Origin of the sequence: Silvibacterium bohemicum, from assembly GCF_001006305.1 — a bacterium.
GTDB lineage: Bacteria > Acidobacteriota > Terriglobia > Terriglobales > Acidobacteriaceae > Silvibacterium > Silvibacterium bohemicum.
On record NZ_LBHJ01000001.1, the window covers coordinates 40129 to 57994 of the forward strand.

Annotated in this window: 14 protein-coding genes; 4 read left to right on the plus strand and 10 right to left on the minus strand. The window is 59.6% G+C overall.

Features of this window, described 5'->3' with window-relative positions; translation table 11 throughout:
• Positions 1 to 22 precede the first annotated feature (22 nt).
• Both cysK and XX99_RS00175 read left to right on the plus strand, forming a co-directional pair.
• Entirely contained in the window at positions 23 to 979 is a 957-nt protein-coding gene (cysK, locus tag XX99_RS00170; RefSeq protein WP_050057370.1) for a cysteine synthase A, read from the plus strand.
• A gap of 59 nt (positions 980 to 1038) precedes the next feature.
• On the plus strand, positions 1039 to 2193 hold the full coding sequence (locus XX99_RS00175) for a trans-sulfuration enzyme family protein (protein WP_050057371.1): 1155 nt from the start codon (positions 1039 to 1041) through the stop codon (positions 2191 to 2193).
• Between the two features lie 73 nt (positions 2194 to 2266).
• Here XX99_RS00175 and XX99_RS28260 read toward each other — a convergent pair whose 3' ends face one another.
• From XX99_RS28260 to purH, 8 genes are all read right to left on the minus strand, one after another.
• Positions 2267 to 2395 carry a hypothetical protein gene (locus XX99_RS28260; protein ID WP_260314670.1) on the minus strand — a complete coding sequence of 43 codons (129 nt, stop codon included), beginning with the start codon at positions 2393 to 2395 and terminating at the stop codon, positions 2267 to 2269.
• Positions 2396 to 2971: 576 nt separating this feature from the next.
• Complete coding sequence (lon, locus tag XX99_RS00185; protein ID WP_082125126.1) at positions 2972 to 5419, minus strand: endopeptidase La; 2448 nt, start codon at positions 5417 to 5419, stop codon at positions 2972 to 2974.
• Between the two features lie 210 nt (positions 5420 to 5629).
• Entirely contained in the window at positions 5630 to 6907 is a 1278-nt protein-coding gene (gene clpX / locus XX99_RS00190) for an ATP-dependent Clp protease ATP-binding subunit ClpX (protein WP_050057373.1), read from the minus strand.
• Positions 6908 to 6936: 29 nt separating this feature from the next.
• Entirely contained in the window at positions 6937 to 7527 is a 591-nt protein-coding gene (clpP, locus tag XX99_RS00195) for an ATP-dependent Clp endopeptidase proteolytic subunit ClpP (protein ID WP_050057374.1), read from the minus strand.
• 85 nt (positions 7528 to 7612) lie between these two features.
• Entirely contained in the window at positions 7613 to 9097 is a 1485-nt protein-coding gene (gene tig, locus XX99_RS00200; RefSeq protein WP_231581095.1) for a trigger factor, read from the minus strand.
• A 182-nt stretch (positions 9098 to 9279) separates the two neighbouring features.
• Positions 9280 to 10428 (minus strand): dGTP triphosphohydrolase, encoded by a 1149-nt coding sequence (gene dgt, locus XX99_RS00205; RefSeq protein ID WP_050057375.1) that lies wholly within the window; start codon positions 10426 to 10428, stop codon positions 9280 to 9282.
• Positions 10428 to 12581, minus strand: coding sequence for a tetratricopeptide repeat protein (locus XX99_RS00210; protein WP_050057376.1), 2154 nt, complete (start codon positions 12579 to 12581; stop codon positions 10428 to 10430). The genes dgt and XX99_RS00210 overlap by 1 nt, the downstream gene beginning before the upstream one ends.
• Before the next feature lie 185 nt (positions 12582 to 12766).
• Positions 12767 to 14350, minus strand: a complete 1584-nt coding sequence (gene purH, locus XX99_RS00215) for a bifunctional phosphoribosylaminoimidazolecarboxamide formyltransferase/IMP cyclohydrolase (protein ID WP_050057377.1) — start codon at positions 14348 to 14350, stop codon at positions 12767 to 12769.
• Between the two features lie 142 nt (positions 14351 to 14492).
• Here purH and XX99_RS00220 point away from each other — a divergent pair, with 142 nt between their 5' ends.
• A complete protein-coding gene (locus XX99_RS00220; protein ID WP_082125220.1) occupies positions 14493 to 15464 on the plus strand; it encodes a rhomboid family intramembrane serine protease in 972 nt (323 codons plus the stop codon).
• Positions 15465 to 15555: 91 nt separating this feature from the next.
• Here XX99_RS00220 and XX99_RS00225 read toward each other — a convergent pair whose 3' ends face one another.
• Together XX99_RS00225 and XX99_RS00230 are read right to left on the minus strand one after the other, a co-directional pair.
• Complete coding sequence (locus tag XX99_RS00225; protein WP_050057378.1) at positions 15556 to 15903, minus strand: helix-turn-helix domain-containing protein; 348 nt, start codon at positions 15901 to 15903, stop codon at positions 15556 to 15558.
• Positions 15904 to 16067: 164 nt separating this feature from the next.
• On the minus strand, positions 16068 to 16568 hold the full coding sequence (locus tag XX99_RS00230; protein WP_050057379.1) for a DinB family protein: 501 nt from the start codon (positions 16566 to 16568) through the stop codon (positions 16068 to 16070).
• Between the two features lie 237 nt (positions 16569 to 16805).
• Between XX99_RS00230 and XX99_RS00240 the strand changes: the two genes are divergently transcribed.
• On the plus strand, positions 16806 to 17705 hold the full coding sequence (locus tag XX99_RS00240; RefSeq protein ID WP_050057381.1) for a YihY/virulence factor BrkB family protein: 900 nt from the start codon (positions 16806 to 16808) through the stop codon (positions 17703 to 17705).
• Positions 17706 to 17866 lie beyond the last annotated feature (161 nt).

A 17866-nucleotide genomic window follows, 5' to 3' on the forward strand; every position in this document is an offset into this window, starting at 1 on the left:
TGCTACACTAACTTGTTTTGCTATGACTGAATCTACACTTCAAGTAACCGAAAGCGGTTTGCGGGTAGCCGGCGAGATCACCGAGCTGATGGGCCGCACTCCCATGCTGCAGCTGAACCGAATCGCCCGTCCGCATTGGGCTTCCGTCTACGTCAAGCTGGAGTTTCTCAACCCCGGCGGCAGCGTCAAGGACCGCGCGGCGCTGGGCATGATCCTGGAGGCCGAGCGGCAGGGAAAGCTGACCCCGGGCTGCACCATCGTGGAGGCTACGGCCGGCAACACCGGGGTCGGGCTGGCCCTGGTGGGGGTGAACCGCGGTTACCGCGTGGTCCTGTTTGTCCCCGAGGGCTATGCCGAGGAGAAGTGCATCCTGATGCGGGCATTCGGGGCAACTGTCATTCGGACGCCTGAAGCCGAGGGCATGAAAGAGGCCATCCGGCGCGCGAAGGAACTGGCCGGGGAAGACCCCACAACTTTCGCCGCCTTGCAGTTCGACAACCAGGCCAACCCGCAGTTCCACCACGACACGACTGCCGCCGAAATCTGGGAGCAGATGGAGGGCAAGGTGGATGCCTGGGTGAGCGGCGTGGGAACCGGTGGAACCTTCACCGGCGTGGCTCAGTTTTTGAAGGAGCGGAACCCATGCGTTCTGAACGTTGCTGTGGAGAGCCAGGGTTCGGTGCTGCAGGGCGGAACGCCCGGACCGCACAAGGTTGAAGGGATCGGTGTTTCCTTCATCCCAAAAACCTTTCATCACGAAGTCGCCGACGAGATCATGATGGTGAGCGACGAGGATGCCTTCGCCATGGTGCGCAAACTGGCTGCCGAAGAAGGATTGCTGGGCGGATCGAGCGCCGGAGCCATCCTGCATGCCGCGTTGAAGATTGCCGAGCGCCTGGGGCCGGGAAAGCGCGTCGCAACCATTATTCCCGATTCGGCGGAGCGCTATCTCTCGAAGAAGATCTTTGAAGAAGCCTGATCCTGCTTCTTCCCTAACTGCGACGCCAAAACGGCCATGAACATCTGAAAGTGTCTCCTATGACTGACAAGAAGCACGGCTTTGCAACACGAGCGATCCACGACGGCCAGGCTCCCGATCCCTTGACGGGTGCGGTGAATGTGCCGATCTATCTCACCTCGACCTATGCGCAGGAAGAGATCGGCAAGCACAAAGGCTATGAGTATTCACGCGTCTCCAATCCCACGCGCGATGCGCTCGAGGAAAACCTGGCCTCGCTCGAAGGCGGAACGAGCGCGCACGTCTTTGCCAGCGGCATGGCGGCGATCATGGCGATGATCACCATGTTCCGCAGCGGCGATCACATCATCTGCGGCGAGAATGTGTATGGCGGTACGCCGCGGCTCTTCAACCAGATCGTCACGCGCTACGGCATCGAGTTCAGCTACGTGGATACTTCAGACCCGGAGAATGTGCGCCGGGCGATCCGTCCCACGACCAAGCTGGTACACATCGAGACGCCAACCAATCCCATCATGACGCTGACCGATATCCGCGCCGTGGCCGATGTGTGCCATGAAAAAGGCGTGGAGCTGGCCGTCGACAACACCTTCATGTCGCCCTACTTCCAACGGCCAATCGAACTGGGTGCGGATATCGTGATGCACTCGACGACGAAGTTCCTCAACGGACACAGCGACGGCCTCGGCGGCGTGCTGGTGGGGACCAGGCCCAAGCACAAAGAGGACTTTGCTTTCGTGCAGAAATGCACCGGCGGCATTCTCTCTCCTTTTGAATGCTGGATGATCCTGCGCGGCGTGAAGACGCTGGCGGTGCGCATGCGCCAGCATGAAGAGAGCGGACGCAAGGTCGCAGAGTTTCTTGCCGGGCATAAGAGGGTGCAGAAGGTCTTCTATCCGGGCCTGACGACGCATCCGCAGCATGAGCTGGCGAAGAAACAGATGTCAGGATTCGGCGCGCTCATCTCCTTCGAGATGGGCTCACTCGAAAATGCCAACGCCATGCTGAAGCGGGTGAAGGTCTGCACGCTGGGTGAGTCGCTGGGCGGCGTGGAGACGCTGATCTCGCATCCCGCGACCATGACGCACGCAGCCATCGGAGCCGAAGCGCGCACCAAGCTTGGCATTACGGATGGGCTGGTGCGTATTTCAGTCGGCATCGAAGATGGGGACGATCTGCTCGCGGATCTGGAGCAGGCTTTGGAAGTGGTCTAAAAGCTGCGGAGGAAAGCAGAAAGCCCCGGATCGGTCTGTGATGAGGACCAATCCGGGGCTTTTGTGTTAGTTATTAGCAGCAGCTGCTGCCGGTGCAGCAGTCGGGTTCGCCACAGCAGGAGGCAACGGTTGTTGCCGCCTGAGCGGTCAAAGAGGCGAAGAGAATTGCTGCGAAGGCAAATGCGAGTGCTTTGAGTTTCATGGAAATATCTCCTGAGTTGATAGTGATGGTTGTGCGCCTGGAGGCGCATTACTTCACAGGAGATAGGTCTAGATTCGAAGATCGTCTTTGAGGTCGAAGACTTCGCGTTGATAGCGGAAGCTTGCGAGGAATTCTCCGCGTAGTCTGCGTTTAGATGACGGGTCCGGTCTGTGGGAGATTTGTATCCGCAGAAATTCGCGCTGCCGCTGACTTTGGCGGCCTTCATCATCCCGCGTCTCTCGTACTGCGGCATTGGTAGTGAGTTGGCAGACAGGACAAGATTCGCCGCTGTTATCGGCAGGCTGAGGGCAGCAGGGAGATTGAACCGGCTGGCACAGAGCAAATTGCGCAAAAGCCGATTCACTCCACGAGGCCGACGCAACCCACGCCACTGCAAAGAGCAGAGCGCAAAGTAAACGGGTGCGACGGCAAAACCTCATGAAAAAACTCTACCTTCTTCTCGACGAGGCAGCAAGAATCCAAGCGATTGCTTGTTGATGAACGGCTACTGGAAATGGAAAGCCGTGGCACATTCGCGATGCGCCACGGCTCATAGATCGGAAGTTGATTCAGAGGTTACTGGTGAGGACGCTGCTCCGGATTCACTGGCGGTGGCACGACCGCAGACAATACCTCGGGCGTGTCCTCGGTGATCTCGGGAAGAGGCGCGGCGAGCGCCAGCTTGAGCACTTCGTCCATGGTTTCGACGAAGTTCAACTTCATCGCGGTCTTCAGGTTCTCGGGCAGATCGGCGAGATCCTTCTGGTTGTCCTTGGGAAGGATCGCCTCGAAGATGCCGGCGCGATGGGCTGCGAGCAGCTTCTCCTTGAGCCCGCCGATGGGCAGCACCTTGCCGCGCAGAGTGATCTCTCCGGTCATGGCGATATCGCGGCGCACCGGAATCTTGGCCAGCGCGCTAGCGAGCGCTGTTGCCAGCGTCACACCTGCCGATGGACCATCCTTGGGCACTGCGCCTTCGGGCACGTGGATGTGAATGTCGAGGTTGCGATAGAAATCACGCGGCAGGCCGAGGTGATGCGCGCGGCTGCGGATGTAGGAGAGAGCGGCCTGCGCCGACTCGGTCATCACATCGCCGAGCTGGCCGGTGGTGGTGAGCTTGCCCTTGCCATCGAGGATCTGAACCTCAGTCTGCAGGATGCTGCCGCCGACCTCGGTCCATGCGAGGCCATTGACCAGGCCAATCTCGTTCTTCTCGTGCACCAGCGAATCGCGGAACTTGGCTACGCCGAGAAACTCGGAGACATTCTCTCCAGTGACCGCCTCCTTATGCTTCGCGCCGCTCCTTACTACGCGACGAGCCACTTTGCGGCAGACATTCCCGATCTCACGCTCCAGATTGCGGACGCCGGCTTCGCGGGTGTAGCCGCGAATGATCTCGGTGAGCGCTTCATCGGTGAAGGTGATGTTTTTTTCCGTAAGACCGGTCGCCTCGCGTTGCTTCCTCACCAGATATTGCTTGGCGATTTCGAGCTTTTCCACTTCGGTGTAGCCGTGGAGGCGAAGAATCTCCATGCGGTCCTGCAGCGGGCCGGGAATGGTGTGCAACACGTTGGCCGTGGCTACGAACAGGACTTGTGACAGATCGTATTCGACGTCGAGATAGTGGTCCTGGAAGCTGGTGTTCTGCTCGGGATCGAGCACTTCGAGTAGAGCCGATGCCGGATCGCCGCGGAAGTCGGAGGCCATCTTGTCGACTTCGTCGAGCATGAAGACGGGGTTCTTGGTGCCCGCCTTCTTCATCGACTGGATGATCTGCCCGGGAAGTGCGCCGATGTAGGTGCGGCGGTGACCACGAATTTCAGCCTCATCGCGCACGCCGCCCAGCGACATGCGGACGAACTTGCGGCCGGTCGCCTTGGCGATCGACATGCCGAGCGAGGTCTTGCCGACTCCCGGAGGTCCGACGAAGCAGAGGATGGAGCCTTTCGGATTCTTGACCAGCTGGCGCACGGCGAGGAACTCGAGAATGCGCTCTTTGATCTTTTCCAGGCCGTAGTGGTCGGCGTTGAGAACCTTCTCCGCGTGATCGATGCTGCGCGTTTCCTTGGATTTCTTCTTCCACGGCACGGCCAGCAGCCAATCGAGATAATTGCGTGAGACGGTCGATTCGGCCGACATGGGCGGCATTGCCTCAAGCTTCTTCAGCTCCTGGATGGCCTTGTCGAAGACATCCTTGGGCATGCCGGCGGTCTCGATCTTCTTTTTCAGATCGTCGAACTCATTCTTCTCGCCGCGGCCCAGCTCTTTCTGGATGGCCTTGATCTTCTCGTTGAGGTAATACTCTTTTTGCGCCCGCTCCATCTGCCGCTTCACGCGCGACTGGATGCTGCGGTCCATGTTGAGTTTTTCGATCTCGACCTCAAGCACTTCGGCGACCATGGTCAACCGCTCGGCGGGATCGAAGACATCGAGGATATTTTGCTTTTCGGGGATCTCGAGCTGCAGATTGGCGGCGATGGTGTCCGCGAGCTTCGAAGGCTCATCGGTGCGGACCGCGGCGATCATGGTCTCGTAGTTGAGAGACTGCTGCAGCTTCACATACTGCTCGAACAGGGAAGTGACGCGCTGCACCAGCTGTTCGATCTGCGGTGAGGCCTCAAGCGGTGCAGAGGCGGTGCGAACAGTGGCGACGAAAAAGCCGTCGGCGTCATTCATCTCGATGGCGCGTCCGCGTTCCAGGCCTTCGACGAGGACTTTGATGTTCCCATCCGGCATTTTGACGCTCTGCACGATGTTGCCGATGGTGCCTACGGGATAGATGTCGTCGGCGTGAGGCTCATCCACTCGCGCGTCGTGCTGGGTAGCGAGAAAAATCTTACGGTCGCCATTCAGGGCCTCTTCGAGAGCGCGTACGCTCGACTCGCGGCCAACGACGAACGGCGTCATCATGTGCGGGAAAATCACCATGTCCCGGATGGGCATCATGGGGAGCTTACGTACATCGCTCTGCTCGCGATTTTCGCGCGCTTCCTTCTTTTCGCGGCTCTCTTTGGATTGGGTCACAGGGTCCCCTTTTCTTCTTTCACTGTTAGATGAACTTTAACGCATTCCGTCACATAACGGGCGAACTTCGGTCACGGAACGAGTATTCGGAATGCGTCGAATTTTCGGTTTTGCCATCAAAAGCGAAGGGCGGGCCGCAGCCCGCCTTCATCTTTCCTTCGTACTTGTAACGTCAATGATTTCAACCAGCTTTTTGACCGGGTAACTGCTTTAACCCGCTTTTTCCAGTAAGGTAACTGACAAATCCCGCTTCTTTACCATTTCCGCGGTGATTTCCAGCTCCTTGATCTTCTTGTTACTGGGCAGGTGATACATCAGGTCGAGCATCAACTCTTCCAGAATCATGCGAAGTCCGCGAGCTCCGACCTTGCGGGAGAGTGCCTCTTCCGCCACGGCGCGCGAGGCCTCGTCGGTGAAGAGGAGTTTCACGCCCTCATACTCGAAGAGCCGCTGATACTGCTTCAGGATGGCATTGCGCGGCTTGGTGAGGATCTCGATCAGCGCAGCTTCGTCGAGCTCATCGAGGATACCGAGAACCGGCAGGCGGCCTACAAACTCGGGAATCAGCCCGAAGCGGATCAGATCCTGAGGCTCGGCCTGGCGCAGCAGTTCGGAATCGCGCTGGCTGCGGCCCGTACCCTCCGGCTGCTGGTCTTTCTCCGCGATAGCCTTGAAGCCCAGAGCTTTTTTGCCCACGCGACGGCCGACCACGCGTTCCAGTCCCACGAACGCTCCTCCACAGATAAAGAGGATGTTGGTGGTGTCGACGGGAGTGAATTCCTGGTGCGGATGCTTGCGTCCCCCCTGCGGCGGGACGTTGGCGACGGTGCCTTCAAGAATCTTCAGCAGCGCCTGCTGCACGCCTTCGCCGGAGACATCGCGGGTGATGGAGGGATTCTCGTCTTTGCGTCCGATCTTGTCGATCTCGTCAATGTAGATAATGCCGGTCTGGGCGCGTGCCACATCCCCATCCGCTGCCTGCAGCAGCTTCAGGATGATGTTCTCGACATCCTCGCCGACGTAGCCGGCTTCGGTCAGCGTCGTGGCGTCGACGATGGCGAAGGGCACGTCCAGCATCTTGGCCAGGGTGTGCGCCAGGAGCGTCTTGCCGCTTCCGGTGGGGCCTACGAGCAGGATGTTCGACTTCGAAAGCTCGACGTCGTTGCCGCGCGTCCGGTTCATCTGGATGCGCTTGTAGTGGTTGTAAACCGCTACCGCGAGCTTCTTCTTGGTCTGGTCCTGGCCGATCACATACTCGTCCAAGAACGCTTTGACCTCGAGTGGCTTGGGGAGGTGAGCGGGAGCAGCCCCGGTGGGTGTTTCGCTGCGGTCATCTTCCAGAATGGAGTTGCAGACGGCAACGCACTCATCGCAGATATACGCGCGGGGGTAATCGCTGGGCGATGAAATCAATTTAGCAACGGCGTCCTGCGATTTATGACAGAACGAGCACCGTAATGTATCGTCCGATCCCGTACGCGTTTTCATGTGGCTGCTCCTTCGGTTTGCCTTACTGCTCAGGCACGCGGCCGATCGATGATCTCATCGATAATGCCGTATTCCTTGGCTTGGGGGGCGTTCATGATGAAATCGCGTTCCACGTCGCGTTCGATCCGTTCCAGCGACTGGCCCGTGTGCTTCGACATCAGGTTATTCGTAATCTCGCGAATACGCAGAATCTCGCGAGCGTGGATATCTATATCGGTAGCTTGGCCGGAAAGTCCACCCATCGACGGCTGATGAATGAGAATTCGGGAGTTGGGAAGGGCAAAACGCTTGCCCGTGGTTCCCGCCATGAGCAGAAATGCGCCCATGCTGGCCGCCTGACCGATGCAGAAGGTCACGACGTTGTTCTTGATGTACTGCATGGTGTCGTAAATGGCCAGGCCGGCAGTGATCGAGCCGCCCGGGGAGTTGATGTAAAGCTGAATATCCTTCTCTGGGTCTTCGCCGGAGAGGAAAAGCATTTGCGCGATGATGAGGTTTGCGATCTGGTCGTCGATCGGTGTACCGAGAAAGATGATGTTGTCGCGAAGCAGACGGGAATAGATGTCGTAGGCGCGTTCGCCGCGACTCGTCTGCTCGATGACCATGGGTACGAGTGCCATATCTAGACTTACTCTCAATCCTTCCGCGATGGTGTGACGTTACGACCCGTGAAAATCGCGCCTTTCACGGGCCAGAATACTCCTCTTAAGCGAGACGCTCGTAGAGCAGGCTTCCTGTCTTTTCCCTGCGTAGTTGTTCACGAATTCTAGCCAGCGAGCCTTCGTTCGTCAAACGCAGGCGCAGTGTTTCCAAGGGTTCGCGGGTCTGCAGAGAGATAAGCTGCAACTCGTTTTCCACGTCGTCATCGCTGACTTCCACGTTCTCAGCGGAGGCGATTCTGTCCATGATCAGCGTGGCTTTGACTTCAGTGACCGCGGAGTCGCGCTGCGCCTCGCGCAGACGGGCGAAATCCAGCTTACGCATGTCTTCGGTGCGCATGCCTTGCGAGGCAAGCGCGCGCAGACCGCGATCGAGCCGTGCGTCAATCTGATTCTGAACGAGCGATTCGGGAACCGGGAACTGATAGTGAGCGACCAGCGCCTCGGCCAGCTTATCGCGCGTCTCGGCCTTGAGGCGGCGTTCCTTGTCGTTGGCAAGGTGCTCGCGCAGCTTGTTCTTGAAGTCTTCGATGCCTTCGTATTCGCCGAGTTCTTTCGCGAATTCATCGGTGAGATCGGGCTGAATCTTCTTCTTGATGGCCTTGATCTCGACGTCGTAGGAGACGGACTTGCCCGCCAGGCGGCGCTCGCCGAAATCAGCCGGGTAGCTGACTTCGAACTTCAACTCCTGGCCGGGCTTGGAGCCGCGCAGGGCATCGTTGAAGGCGGGAATGGTGTTCTCTCCGCCGACCTCGATCATGGTGTCCTGTCCTTCGATGGGCTGGCCTTCGGTCTCGGGCGCGTCACCGACGATCTCGCCTTTGAAGCTGATCTGTGCCCAATCGCCATCGACCAGGGCCCGATCCTCGGCGACTGGCTCCATGGTGGAGCGCGAGTCGCGGACCCGCTCCAGCTCGGCGTTGAGCTCTTCATCGGTCAGCAAGGTGTCCGGCTTCTCGACCTTGATCTGCTGATAGCCGTCGATGGAGAACTCCGGCAGGACTTCGAAGATGGCCTTGAACTTCAGCGGCTGGCCGTCTTCGAGCTGCAGGTCGGTGACCTGCGGCTGCGAGACCGGCTTGAGGTTCTGCGCTTCGATGACGGTGCGGAAGTGGGCGGGCAACACGGCTTCGACCACATCCTGGCGGATGCCTTCGGCAAAACGCGTGCGGATGAGCGTCTCCGGCACCTTGCCGGCGCGGAAGCCGGGAATGCGGGCCTGCTTCTGATAGCGCTTCACGACGGTGCGGAAGCTGCGGCTGACTTCGTCCGCGGGAATTTCGACTTCGACTTCGCGCGTCACTTCGGGGTTCAGCGCAGGTCCGTGCTGATGACCCTCATGGTCATGCGTGTGACCTTCATGGTCGTGCGCGTGGTCATGCGCTTCTGTGTGCGCTGGGGCGGTCGGTTCGGCGGGATTGGGGGTGCTTTCGAGAGTCTCGGTTGTGCTCAACGTGATGCCTTCCAGATGTGTCCGTCCAGATTTGTATTGGATGCGTTCGAGGTGCTCAAGATAGCGGCGGGAACGCAACGGTGGACGTCTCTCCTATGGTACGAAGCTTCCGCAGGAAAAACAAACGGACTGGCCGTCCAGGCCTTCCGCGGCTTCGCCGCCAGACCAGTTTGCTTCGCTTCCTTCGCTCGCTTCGCATTTACCTTCGTTTCGGGACCGGGGTGCTCTTTCTGGACGTGAGCCGCATCCGCCCGTTCCGATTAGGTCTGGTCATCCCTGAATTCGGCGTAGCGGGCGAGGATGTAGGCGTCGGTCATTCCGGCGATGTAGTCGGCGACGATTCTTGGCGTGCCCTCTTTTTCGATTTCAGCCGCATGATCTCCCGGCAGGAGCTGTGGATTTTCCACCCATGCGTGAAAGAGCGATGTCACGACGAGTTCCGCCTCTTCGTGATCCCGCTCCAGAGCCGGCGCGTGGTAGAGGCGCCGATACAGGTAACTCTTGGCCTCCAGGCGAAGCTCTTCCATGTGCGGTGAGAACGACGCAAGCCGCGATGGAGCCTGCCGAATCGCTTCCACGGTGAAGGCCTGCGCTGTTTGTACGAGCCGCGCTGTCTCGTCGAGCAGATCCCCCACCAGCGCGTTGAGCGTGCGCTTGAGCGCCTCGTTGAAGACCAGCTTTTCTCGTGCCTGAGGATACTTTTCCCTCATGGGCAGATAAAACTCTTCGAAGATGCGCACGTTTGTCCGTACGTCGTCGAGCGAAAGAATCTCAGCCTCGAAGCCGTCATCGAGATCGGCTGTGAGATAGGCGATCTCGTCGGCCAGATCGATGAGCTGGGCCTCGAGCGGCGGTTTCTGATCGAGAAAATATTCGGCCAGCTCGGGATGTTCCTCCACCGAGTAATCGTGCGAGTGCTTGATGATGCCCTCGCGCACACCCAGGGTGAGGTTGAGGCCACGAAAACCGGCGTAGCGTGTCTCGAAGTGCTCCACGGTACGCAGCGCGTGCAGGTTGTGATCGAAGCGCAGGCCATATTGGCGTAGCGCCCGGTCCAGCGCCCGCTCGCCGGTATGTCCGAAGGGAGGATGGCCGATGTCGTGGACCAGCGCGAGGGACTCGGTGAGCGATTCATTCAAGCCCAGGGCCGCGGCGACGGTGCGCGCGATCTGCGCCACCTCCATGGTGTGAGTCAGGCGGCTGCGGAAGTGGTCGGAGTAGCCGTGGGTGAAGACCTGCGTCTTTCCCGCCAGACGGCGAAAGGCGCGCGCATGAATGATGCGCGCGCGATCACGATCGAATGGAAGCCGGTACGGATGGGCCGCTTCCGGATACCTGCGCTGCGTGAGTTCCCCGTCATTGGGAACTGCACATCGGGGAGCGAGACAGCCGGGAGGAAGCAGTGGCATCAGGGCTTGGCTGCGGCAGGCGACAGCGGAGAGCCTTCCTTCGCCAGGCGAACGCGGGCGCTATCGAGCCGCTTCTGCACCTTGGTCACGTCGCCGGGATCGATGTCGGCAGCGACGGTATGCCCGTATTCATTGAGCGATTCTTCCCACTGCGAGGCGGCCAGCTTCAGCCGGCCGGTTTTTTCGTATAGCTCGCCGAGGTGATCATGCACGGTCGCGTCGGTCGAATTGCGTTCGACGGCCTTGCGCAGATCTTCCTCCGCGAGGTTGTACTTGCCGAGCTTGAAGTAGGCCCATCCCAATGAATCTAGATACGCGTAGTTCTGCGGATCGAGCTCGACGGCCTTCTGGATCATGGCCAGCGCCTCGTCCAGCTTCATATCGTGGTCGGCGAGCATGTAGCCGAGATAGTTCAGCGTCATCGTGTTCTTCGGATCGATGGCGAGAGCGGCACGAAACTCGTTCTCGGCATCGGTGAAGAGCTTCTGGCGCTCGAACAGAGTGCCGCGCAGGAAATGGATGTAAAGCTTATCGTCCGCACCGCTGGAAAGCTGATCGGCCTGGTCGATCGCCTCCGACGCCTCTTTCCATCTGCGCAGCCGGGTGTAGACGTTGGCCAGCTGGCGATAGACTTCGAGGTCCGCGGGGGTCTTGTTGAGCAGCGACTTGGCCATGGCGACGCCTTCGTCGACGTGGCCGTTGTCGGCCAGCTGCGCGGCCAGCATCAGCTTGGCGGCGCGGCTCTTAGGCTGTTTGGCGACGGCCTCGCGGGCCACCTGCGTGGCCTTGTCGTAATCGTGAGCCTGGCGATAGGTGTCGACTTCGGCTTCGTATGCGTGGTCGACGTATTCTCCGCCGAGCTCGGCCATCTTCTGGTAGGTGGCGATGGCTTTGTCGGTGTTGTTCTGCTCGCCGTAGATGATGGCCAGCCGCTCCAGGAAGAGCGAGCGGTTGCTCTTCTCTGAATCAGAATATTGACCGCTGGTGTGCTCGGAGTCGGCGACCAGTTTTTCAAAGATCTGCGCGGCGTCGTCGTAGCGGCCCAGCGCGTCGTCCAGCAAACCTTCATTGAAGCTGATCTCGAGAGAATCGGAGGCCAGCGATTTCGCCTTCTTGAGCGTGGTCAGGGCCTCTTCGTAATTGCCCTGGCGCCGCTCGATCTCAGAGATGCGCAGGTAGGCGTCCGGATCGCTGGGGTCGCCGGAAGCGATGTCCTGATAGGCCTGAAGAGCGGGCGTAAGCTGGTTGTCATTGAGCAATGCTTTGGCCAAGGCACGCTCGGCATCGAGATTGTCGGGCTCGAGGTCGAGAGACTTCCGATAGGCCTCGATGGCGCGCTTCGGGTCCTTGAGGCGGTCGTAGGTCGAGCCGAGGATGAACTCGGTTTTGCCGGTCTTGTCTTCCTCAGGCAGATCGTTGAGGACCTGGATGGCGCGTTTGGCGTCGCCCTGTTCGGTGTAGAGGCGCGCCATGTTCAGCGCCGTATCCTCCGAGCCGGGATCGATCTTCTTGGCCGCGGCAAACTGCTCTTCGGCGTGCGCGGAGTCATGCGCGAAGGAGTAGAGCTGGCCGAGCAACAGGCGGTCCTCGACGTTGTTCGGCTCTAAGCTGACAATCTTGCTGTACTCGCCAATGGCCAGCTTCAGCATCTCGTCGGAGGGGCTGCCCTGCTGTCCATCGCCGAGCGAGCGCAGATAGATGTTTCCCAGCAACTTGTGGGCTTCGAGGTTGTTAGGGTCTTTTTTGATCTGCTCCTGTGCCGCCAGGATCGAGTCGCGCACATGCCCGGTGCGGAAATAAAGCTCGGCCAATCCGCTGTTTAGATATTTGGAGCTGGGATCGTCGTTGAGTGCGAGCTTGTATTCCTCGATGGCGCGGGTCGCATATTCCGGACGGCCAGAAGTCGTGGCCAGCTCTTCGTATTCATGCGCCAGCATGTAGTGGTAGTAGGACTGGGCCAGATCGGGCTGCTGTCCTGCTGTCGGCTGCGCGGCGGGAGTCTTTTCCTGCACTGTCTTCGCACTCCCGGTCTGGGAATTTGTCTGCGCGAACGACGCAGGCACGGCGAGGAAAGCGGCGAGCGCGAGAGTAGCGGCGGTGAGGAGGGATGTTTCAGGACGGGCGATGATGCTCGAGTGCGGCTTGCTGCTCATAATGGACGGAAATCCCTGCGCCCGGACTTAGCAACCAGCCGGCTCGACTTATCGACTCAAAAAGACAGCTGAGATGCTCCTGCCGGTAGACCGAAACATCTCCGCATCATTAAGACGATTGTAACCCGCCTCCGGGTTCACCCTCTCCAACTTTCATTTTGGCGAAATCGGATGTTCATCGCGCGCTAGTGGCGGAAATGCCTCATTCCAGTGAAGACCATGGCCACGCCGAGCCGGTCGGCGGCGGCGATCACGTCGCCGTCCTTGACCGATCCGCCGGGTTGGATCACGGCCGTCGCTCCGGCGGAGACTACGGTTTCCAGGCCGTCGGGGAAGGGAAAGAAGGCATCGGAGGCGGCGACGCAGCCCTGCAGCGGAAGCACGGCTTTGAGGGCTCCGAACCTGGCCGCATCCACGCGGCTCATCTGGCCGGCGCCCACGCTGAGCGTCTGGCCGTTGCGGGCGTAGACGATGGCATTGGACTTCACATGCTTGCAGACCCGCCAGGCAAAGAGCAGTGCGGCCAGCTCGTCTTCCGACGGCTGGCGAGCGGTCACGATCTTGAGTTCCGCCGCGGTGATGTGGCCGTGGTCGGCGTCCTGGAGAAGAGCGCCGCCCGACACCTGCTTGAGCACCTGGGCGACCGACGCCGGCTTCACTTCCACGAGACGCAAGTTCTTCTTGGCGGCGAAGCGGGCCTTGGCTCCTTCGCTGAAGGACGGAGCGGCAATGGCTTCGACGAAGAGCTTGGCGATCTCTTCCGCGGCGGCTTCATCTACCTCGCGATTGATGCCGATGACGCCGCCGAAGGCGGAGACGGGATCGGCAGCCAGCGCCTTCTGGTAGGCCTCGAGGATGGTCGCTCCGGTGGCTGCGCCGCAGGGGTTGGTGTGCTTGATGATGGCTACGCCGGGGGCATCGAACTCCTGGGCCAGATCCCAGCAGGCGTCGAGGTCGACCAGGTTGTTAAAGCTCAACTCCTTGCCTTGCAGCTGTGTAGCGCCGGCAATGCCCAGCCCGGAGCCGTCCGAATAGAGAGCGGCGCGCTGATGCGGGTTCTCCCCGTAGCGCAAGGACATGGCCAGCGGATAGGAGATGCGGAGGGTCTGCGGGAACGGGGCTTGAGCAGGATCGGCAAAACGCACCGGCACGTCGGACTGCTCGGCCGACTCAATCTTCTCGAGCGCGTTGGCGATGGCGGTATCGTACGCGGCAGTCACCGCGAAGGCCTGCTTAGCCAGCTTCCAGCGGGTCTCGCGCGAAAGTGCGCCGCTGTTGGATGCCAACTCACCGGCGAGGGCTTCGTAGTCCGATGCAGCAGTGACGATGGCCACGTCCTCGAAGTTCTTGGCGGCCGAGCGGACCATTGACGGACCGCCGATGTCGATGTTTTCAATCAGGTGGGCAAAGGACGCGCTGGGATTTGCCGCGGTCTTCTCGAAGGCGTAAAGATTCACCACCACCATGTCGATGGGTTGGATATCGTGCGCTTGCACTGCGGCGCGGTGCTCGGCGTTACCGCGGATGTGCAGAATGCCGCCATGAACCTTGGGGTGGAGGGTCTTCACGCGGCCGTCGAGCATCTCAGGAAAGCCGGTGAGCTCGGAGATGTCGAGGACAGGCAGCCCCGCTTCGCGCAGGGTGCGCGCCGTTCCGCCGGTCGAAACCAGCTCGACACCGAGTTCGGACAGCTGTTTTGCAAAGGGACCGAGCCCGGATTTATCGGTAACACTGAGGAGTGCGCGTCGCACCTGCTTATTGCCGCTCAAAGGAGTGCTCCTGACTTGCTGTTCGGAATATCTAACGCTCGTATCGAGTTTATCGGGTTATGTTGTGCAAACGCACGGCGGGGCGAACATCGAACCAGCTGCCGGTGCGGCTGACGTTATAGTGAAAGAAGACGAATTCTTTATGGATCAGGCAGGGCAGCAGCGCGGCTCTTTCGAGGGCGGCAACGGAAGCACCGAACCGGGCTATCGTTATTCCCGCATCGAGCCGGACATTCTTCCTCCGGATGGACGTACCGGCGGGCATGAAACTAACCCGCAGCCCTACTATGTTCCTGCCGTTGAGACGGAGCAGTACCAAGGGCCTGGCTACCAGGGGCCGGGATACGGCAACCCGCCGCCGTCCGGTCCCAGACGCCGCACGACCTGGGCTTTTGCGCCCGCTACGTACACCTTGCTGGGGATCAACTGCGCCGTTTTTCTCTGCATGCTGCTGGCCGGCGTGTCGATTATTTCTCCCACTCCGGAGCAACTGCTGCGCTTCGGCGCGAACTATGGGCCGGCAGTCCTGCTCGGCGGGGAATGGTGGCGGCTGATTACCGCCATGTTCGTTCACGTGGGCATCATCCATATCGCAACGAACATGTGGTGCCTGTGGAACTTGGGCCTGCTCGCGGAACCGCTGATGGGACCGATGGGCGTGGTCGCCGCTTATGTGCTGACCGGCTTTGCCGGCAACCTGCTGAGCATCGCGGTGCATCCGGGCGTTGCCAATGGCAGCGAAGGCATCGTGGGCGCTGGAGCCTCAGGCGCGATCTTCGGACTGGCCGGCGTGCTGATTCTGCTGCTCAAGTCTCCGCTTTTGCCGCTGCCCAAAGAGGAGCTGAAACGGCTGCGCTGGAGCGTGATCCAGTTTTCTATCCTTAACTTCGGCATCGGGCTATACACGGCCTTCGGCAAGAGCCCGGTCCAGATCGACAACATGGCGCATCTGGGCGGGTTTCTGAGCGGGCTCGCTCTGGGAGTGCCGCTGGTGCCGCGCATCGGAGCGCCGCGGGAGCTGTTTAAGCGCCGCCGGCTGATGGCGGTGGCGGGCATCGGCTTCCTTCTGGTGCTGATTGCCTTCGGGTTGCACTCGTTCTGGCGCCCGGCGTAGGTTACCGCCAAAAACAGCAAACCCCGGCTTGCGGAAGCCGGGGCCTGACTTGTATCTAAACCTCAAGCGTCGGGGAATCGCCTCAAAATCACTACCGGACAGCAGTGGCCGCGAACTTCTTTACCATGGCCAGCAATAGTTTGCGATCGCTGTCGTTTAAGTTCGACGAATAACGGCGAATTTGGGTTAGGAAACGAAGCTCGTCGTCGGTAAGCTTCTGAGGATTCAACTCACGGCCGAGCGAGTCTTCGGCGAAGAACTGAGCCAACGGAAGATCCAGCGCTTGAGCGATTTTTGCCAGCGTGTCGAGAGAGGGAACGGTATGACCGTTCTCAACCCGAGACAGATAGCAACGCAACAATCCGGTGCGTTTCTCGATGTCGCCTTGAGAAAGCCCCTTCTGGAGGCGGTAGCCCCGGATAGTTGTTCCAATTTTCATAGACATTGCCTATGACCGCACTTTCCCCTTCGGTACTTCAAGGTGGGTTTTAAGAGGTGTTGGCTGCATAGTTAACACGCTAAAAGGGCATATGCAAGAACTATTTTGGTTTAGCGGCTACCGCGGTACTAAAGCGAACCAAAGTTGAGGCATCCGTAAACTACTCACCAGGTATCTCCACCAGAAGGTGGAGGCCATACTCCAATAAGTTGTTGAAGTAATATGATACGGCCCAAGTGATACGCATTATGGGCAGCAATTCCTTCTATCTGATCGCGCACAGGCATCACGCGAGATACCTCTGTGCCTTGGGAGAGACATTGGACGGGCTGGGCCAGCTGCTCCGGGCTGCCTGCGATTGCAGCCGCTGTCTGGAGCCCGCGGAGAAAACGATTTTTCAGGCGTGGCCATTCTTCGCTCGTAGAAGCGGGGGTGGTCGAAGCAGGGAAGCCCTCGCTGGCATGCTCGGGGTAGGGCGTCGGCTTGCCGGCGATCCAATCCAGGGATAACTCCATCCAGAAGGCCAGATGCCAGACCTCTTCATAAATGGAGTGCGGGGCGCCGGGGATTCTTCGATGGGCCAGATGGCCGTCGACCGCCTCCAGCACATGGGCTGGAGGAGCTCCCACGCCGTTTGCGATCAGGGTGCGCTGCAGCTCGTTCATGGAATTTCTCCTTTGAATGAGGGCATCTTAACCGTTGCGGTTTTCGAAGGTGCTTATGATAGCGATGAAGCGCTATGAATGCATCATGAGGGCGGCTTTTTCAATTTGTTTGCGATTGTTCGGAATGACGCCGCATTTTTCAGTACGGTCACAGTTGGAAGCAATATCGCAGGCCGGGATTGCAGACCTGGCGCGATATCTCTACATCGCACAGCTTGAGTCGACGGACAGGTTCGCATGGGCTTGAAGGACACAACCAAGGGAGTGGTGCACACCTGCCGCGAAACCGCTAGCCTGCTGGTGGTTGTGTACCGCGAGCTGTGGCGGACCCGGGTCTTCACCATTGCCGCGGCGCTGGCCTTCTACTTTCTGCTGTCGCTGGTTCCGCTGATCGTGATTTTTTCCTCCCTGCTGCAGTTCCTGCCCATTCCGGATGTGTTCCAGAAGATGCTAGATCTGATGGCCGAACTGGTTCCGGCGGACTCGATGACCTTCGTCGAGTCGCTGGTGGCTAGCGTCCTTACTCCGGCGCGGGGCAAGCTGCTCTCCTTCGGCGTGGCCGGATATCTCTGGGCAGCGGCCGGAGGCTTTTCTTCGCTCATCGAGGCCCTCAACATCGCTTATGACGTTGCGGATTCGCGGGCCTGGTGGCGCGATCGGCTGCGCGCCCTGGTGCTTACCTTCACCAGCGGGGGACTGGTTTCAGCTTCGCTGCTGATGCTGATTGCCGGTCCCCGCTTCGGCCACTTCCTGACGGAATTCTTTCCGGCGTTCATGGGGTTCGAGCATGTATGGCCGGTACTGCGGTTGGGATTCACCTTCCTGACCTTTGTCGTCAGCCTGGAGCTGATCTACTACCTCGGCCCGAACGCGAAGCACAGCTTCTCTTCTACACAGCCGGGAGCGCTCTTTGCGATAGCGGTGTGGTTTCTAGGATCGACGGGGCTGAGCTTCTACCTTGGCCATCTTTCTAACTACAACGCAACCTATGGATCGATGGGCGCGCTGGTGGGGCTGATGCTGTGGTTCTATCTCACCGGGCTGGCCATTCTGATCGGAGCGGAGTTGAACGCGGAGCTGGCCAAGCGGCGCGCGCTGCAGGCCGGTGCGGAGTGCGTGATTCCGGCTGCGGGATAAATGAAATCGATGTTTCTGCAGATCATTGATTCGGGGCGTGTTTCTTAACGGAGCCGGCGACCAAGTGAGTCATTTCCAATGACTATCCTTTGTCTTCAAGGAATTGGCGGCAGTGAAGACAAATTAGTGATTGCGCCGGCAGACTGCAGGTCCTTCGACTC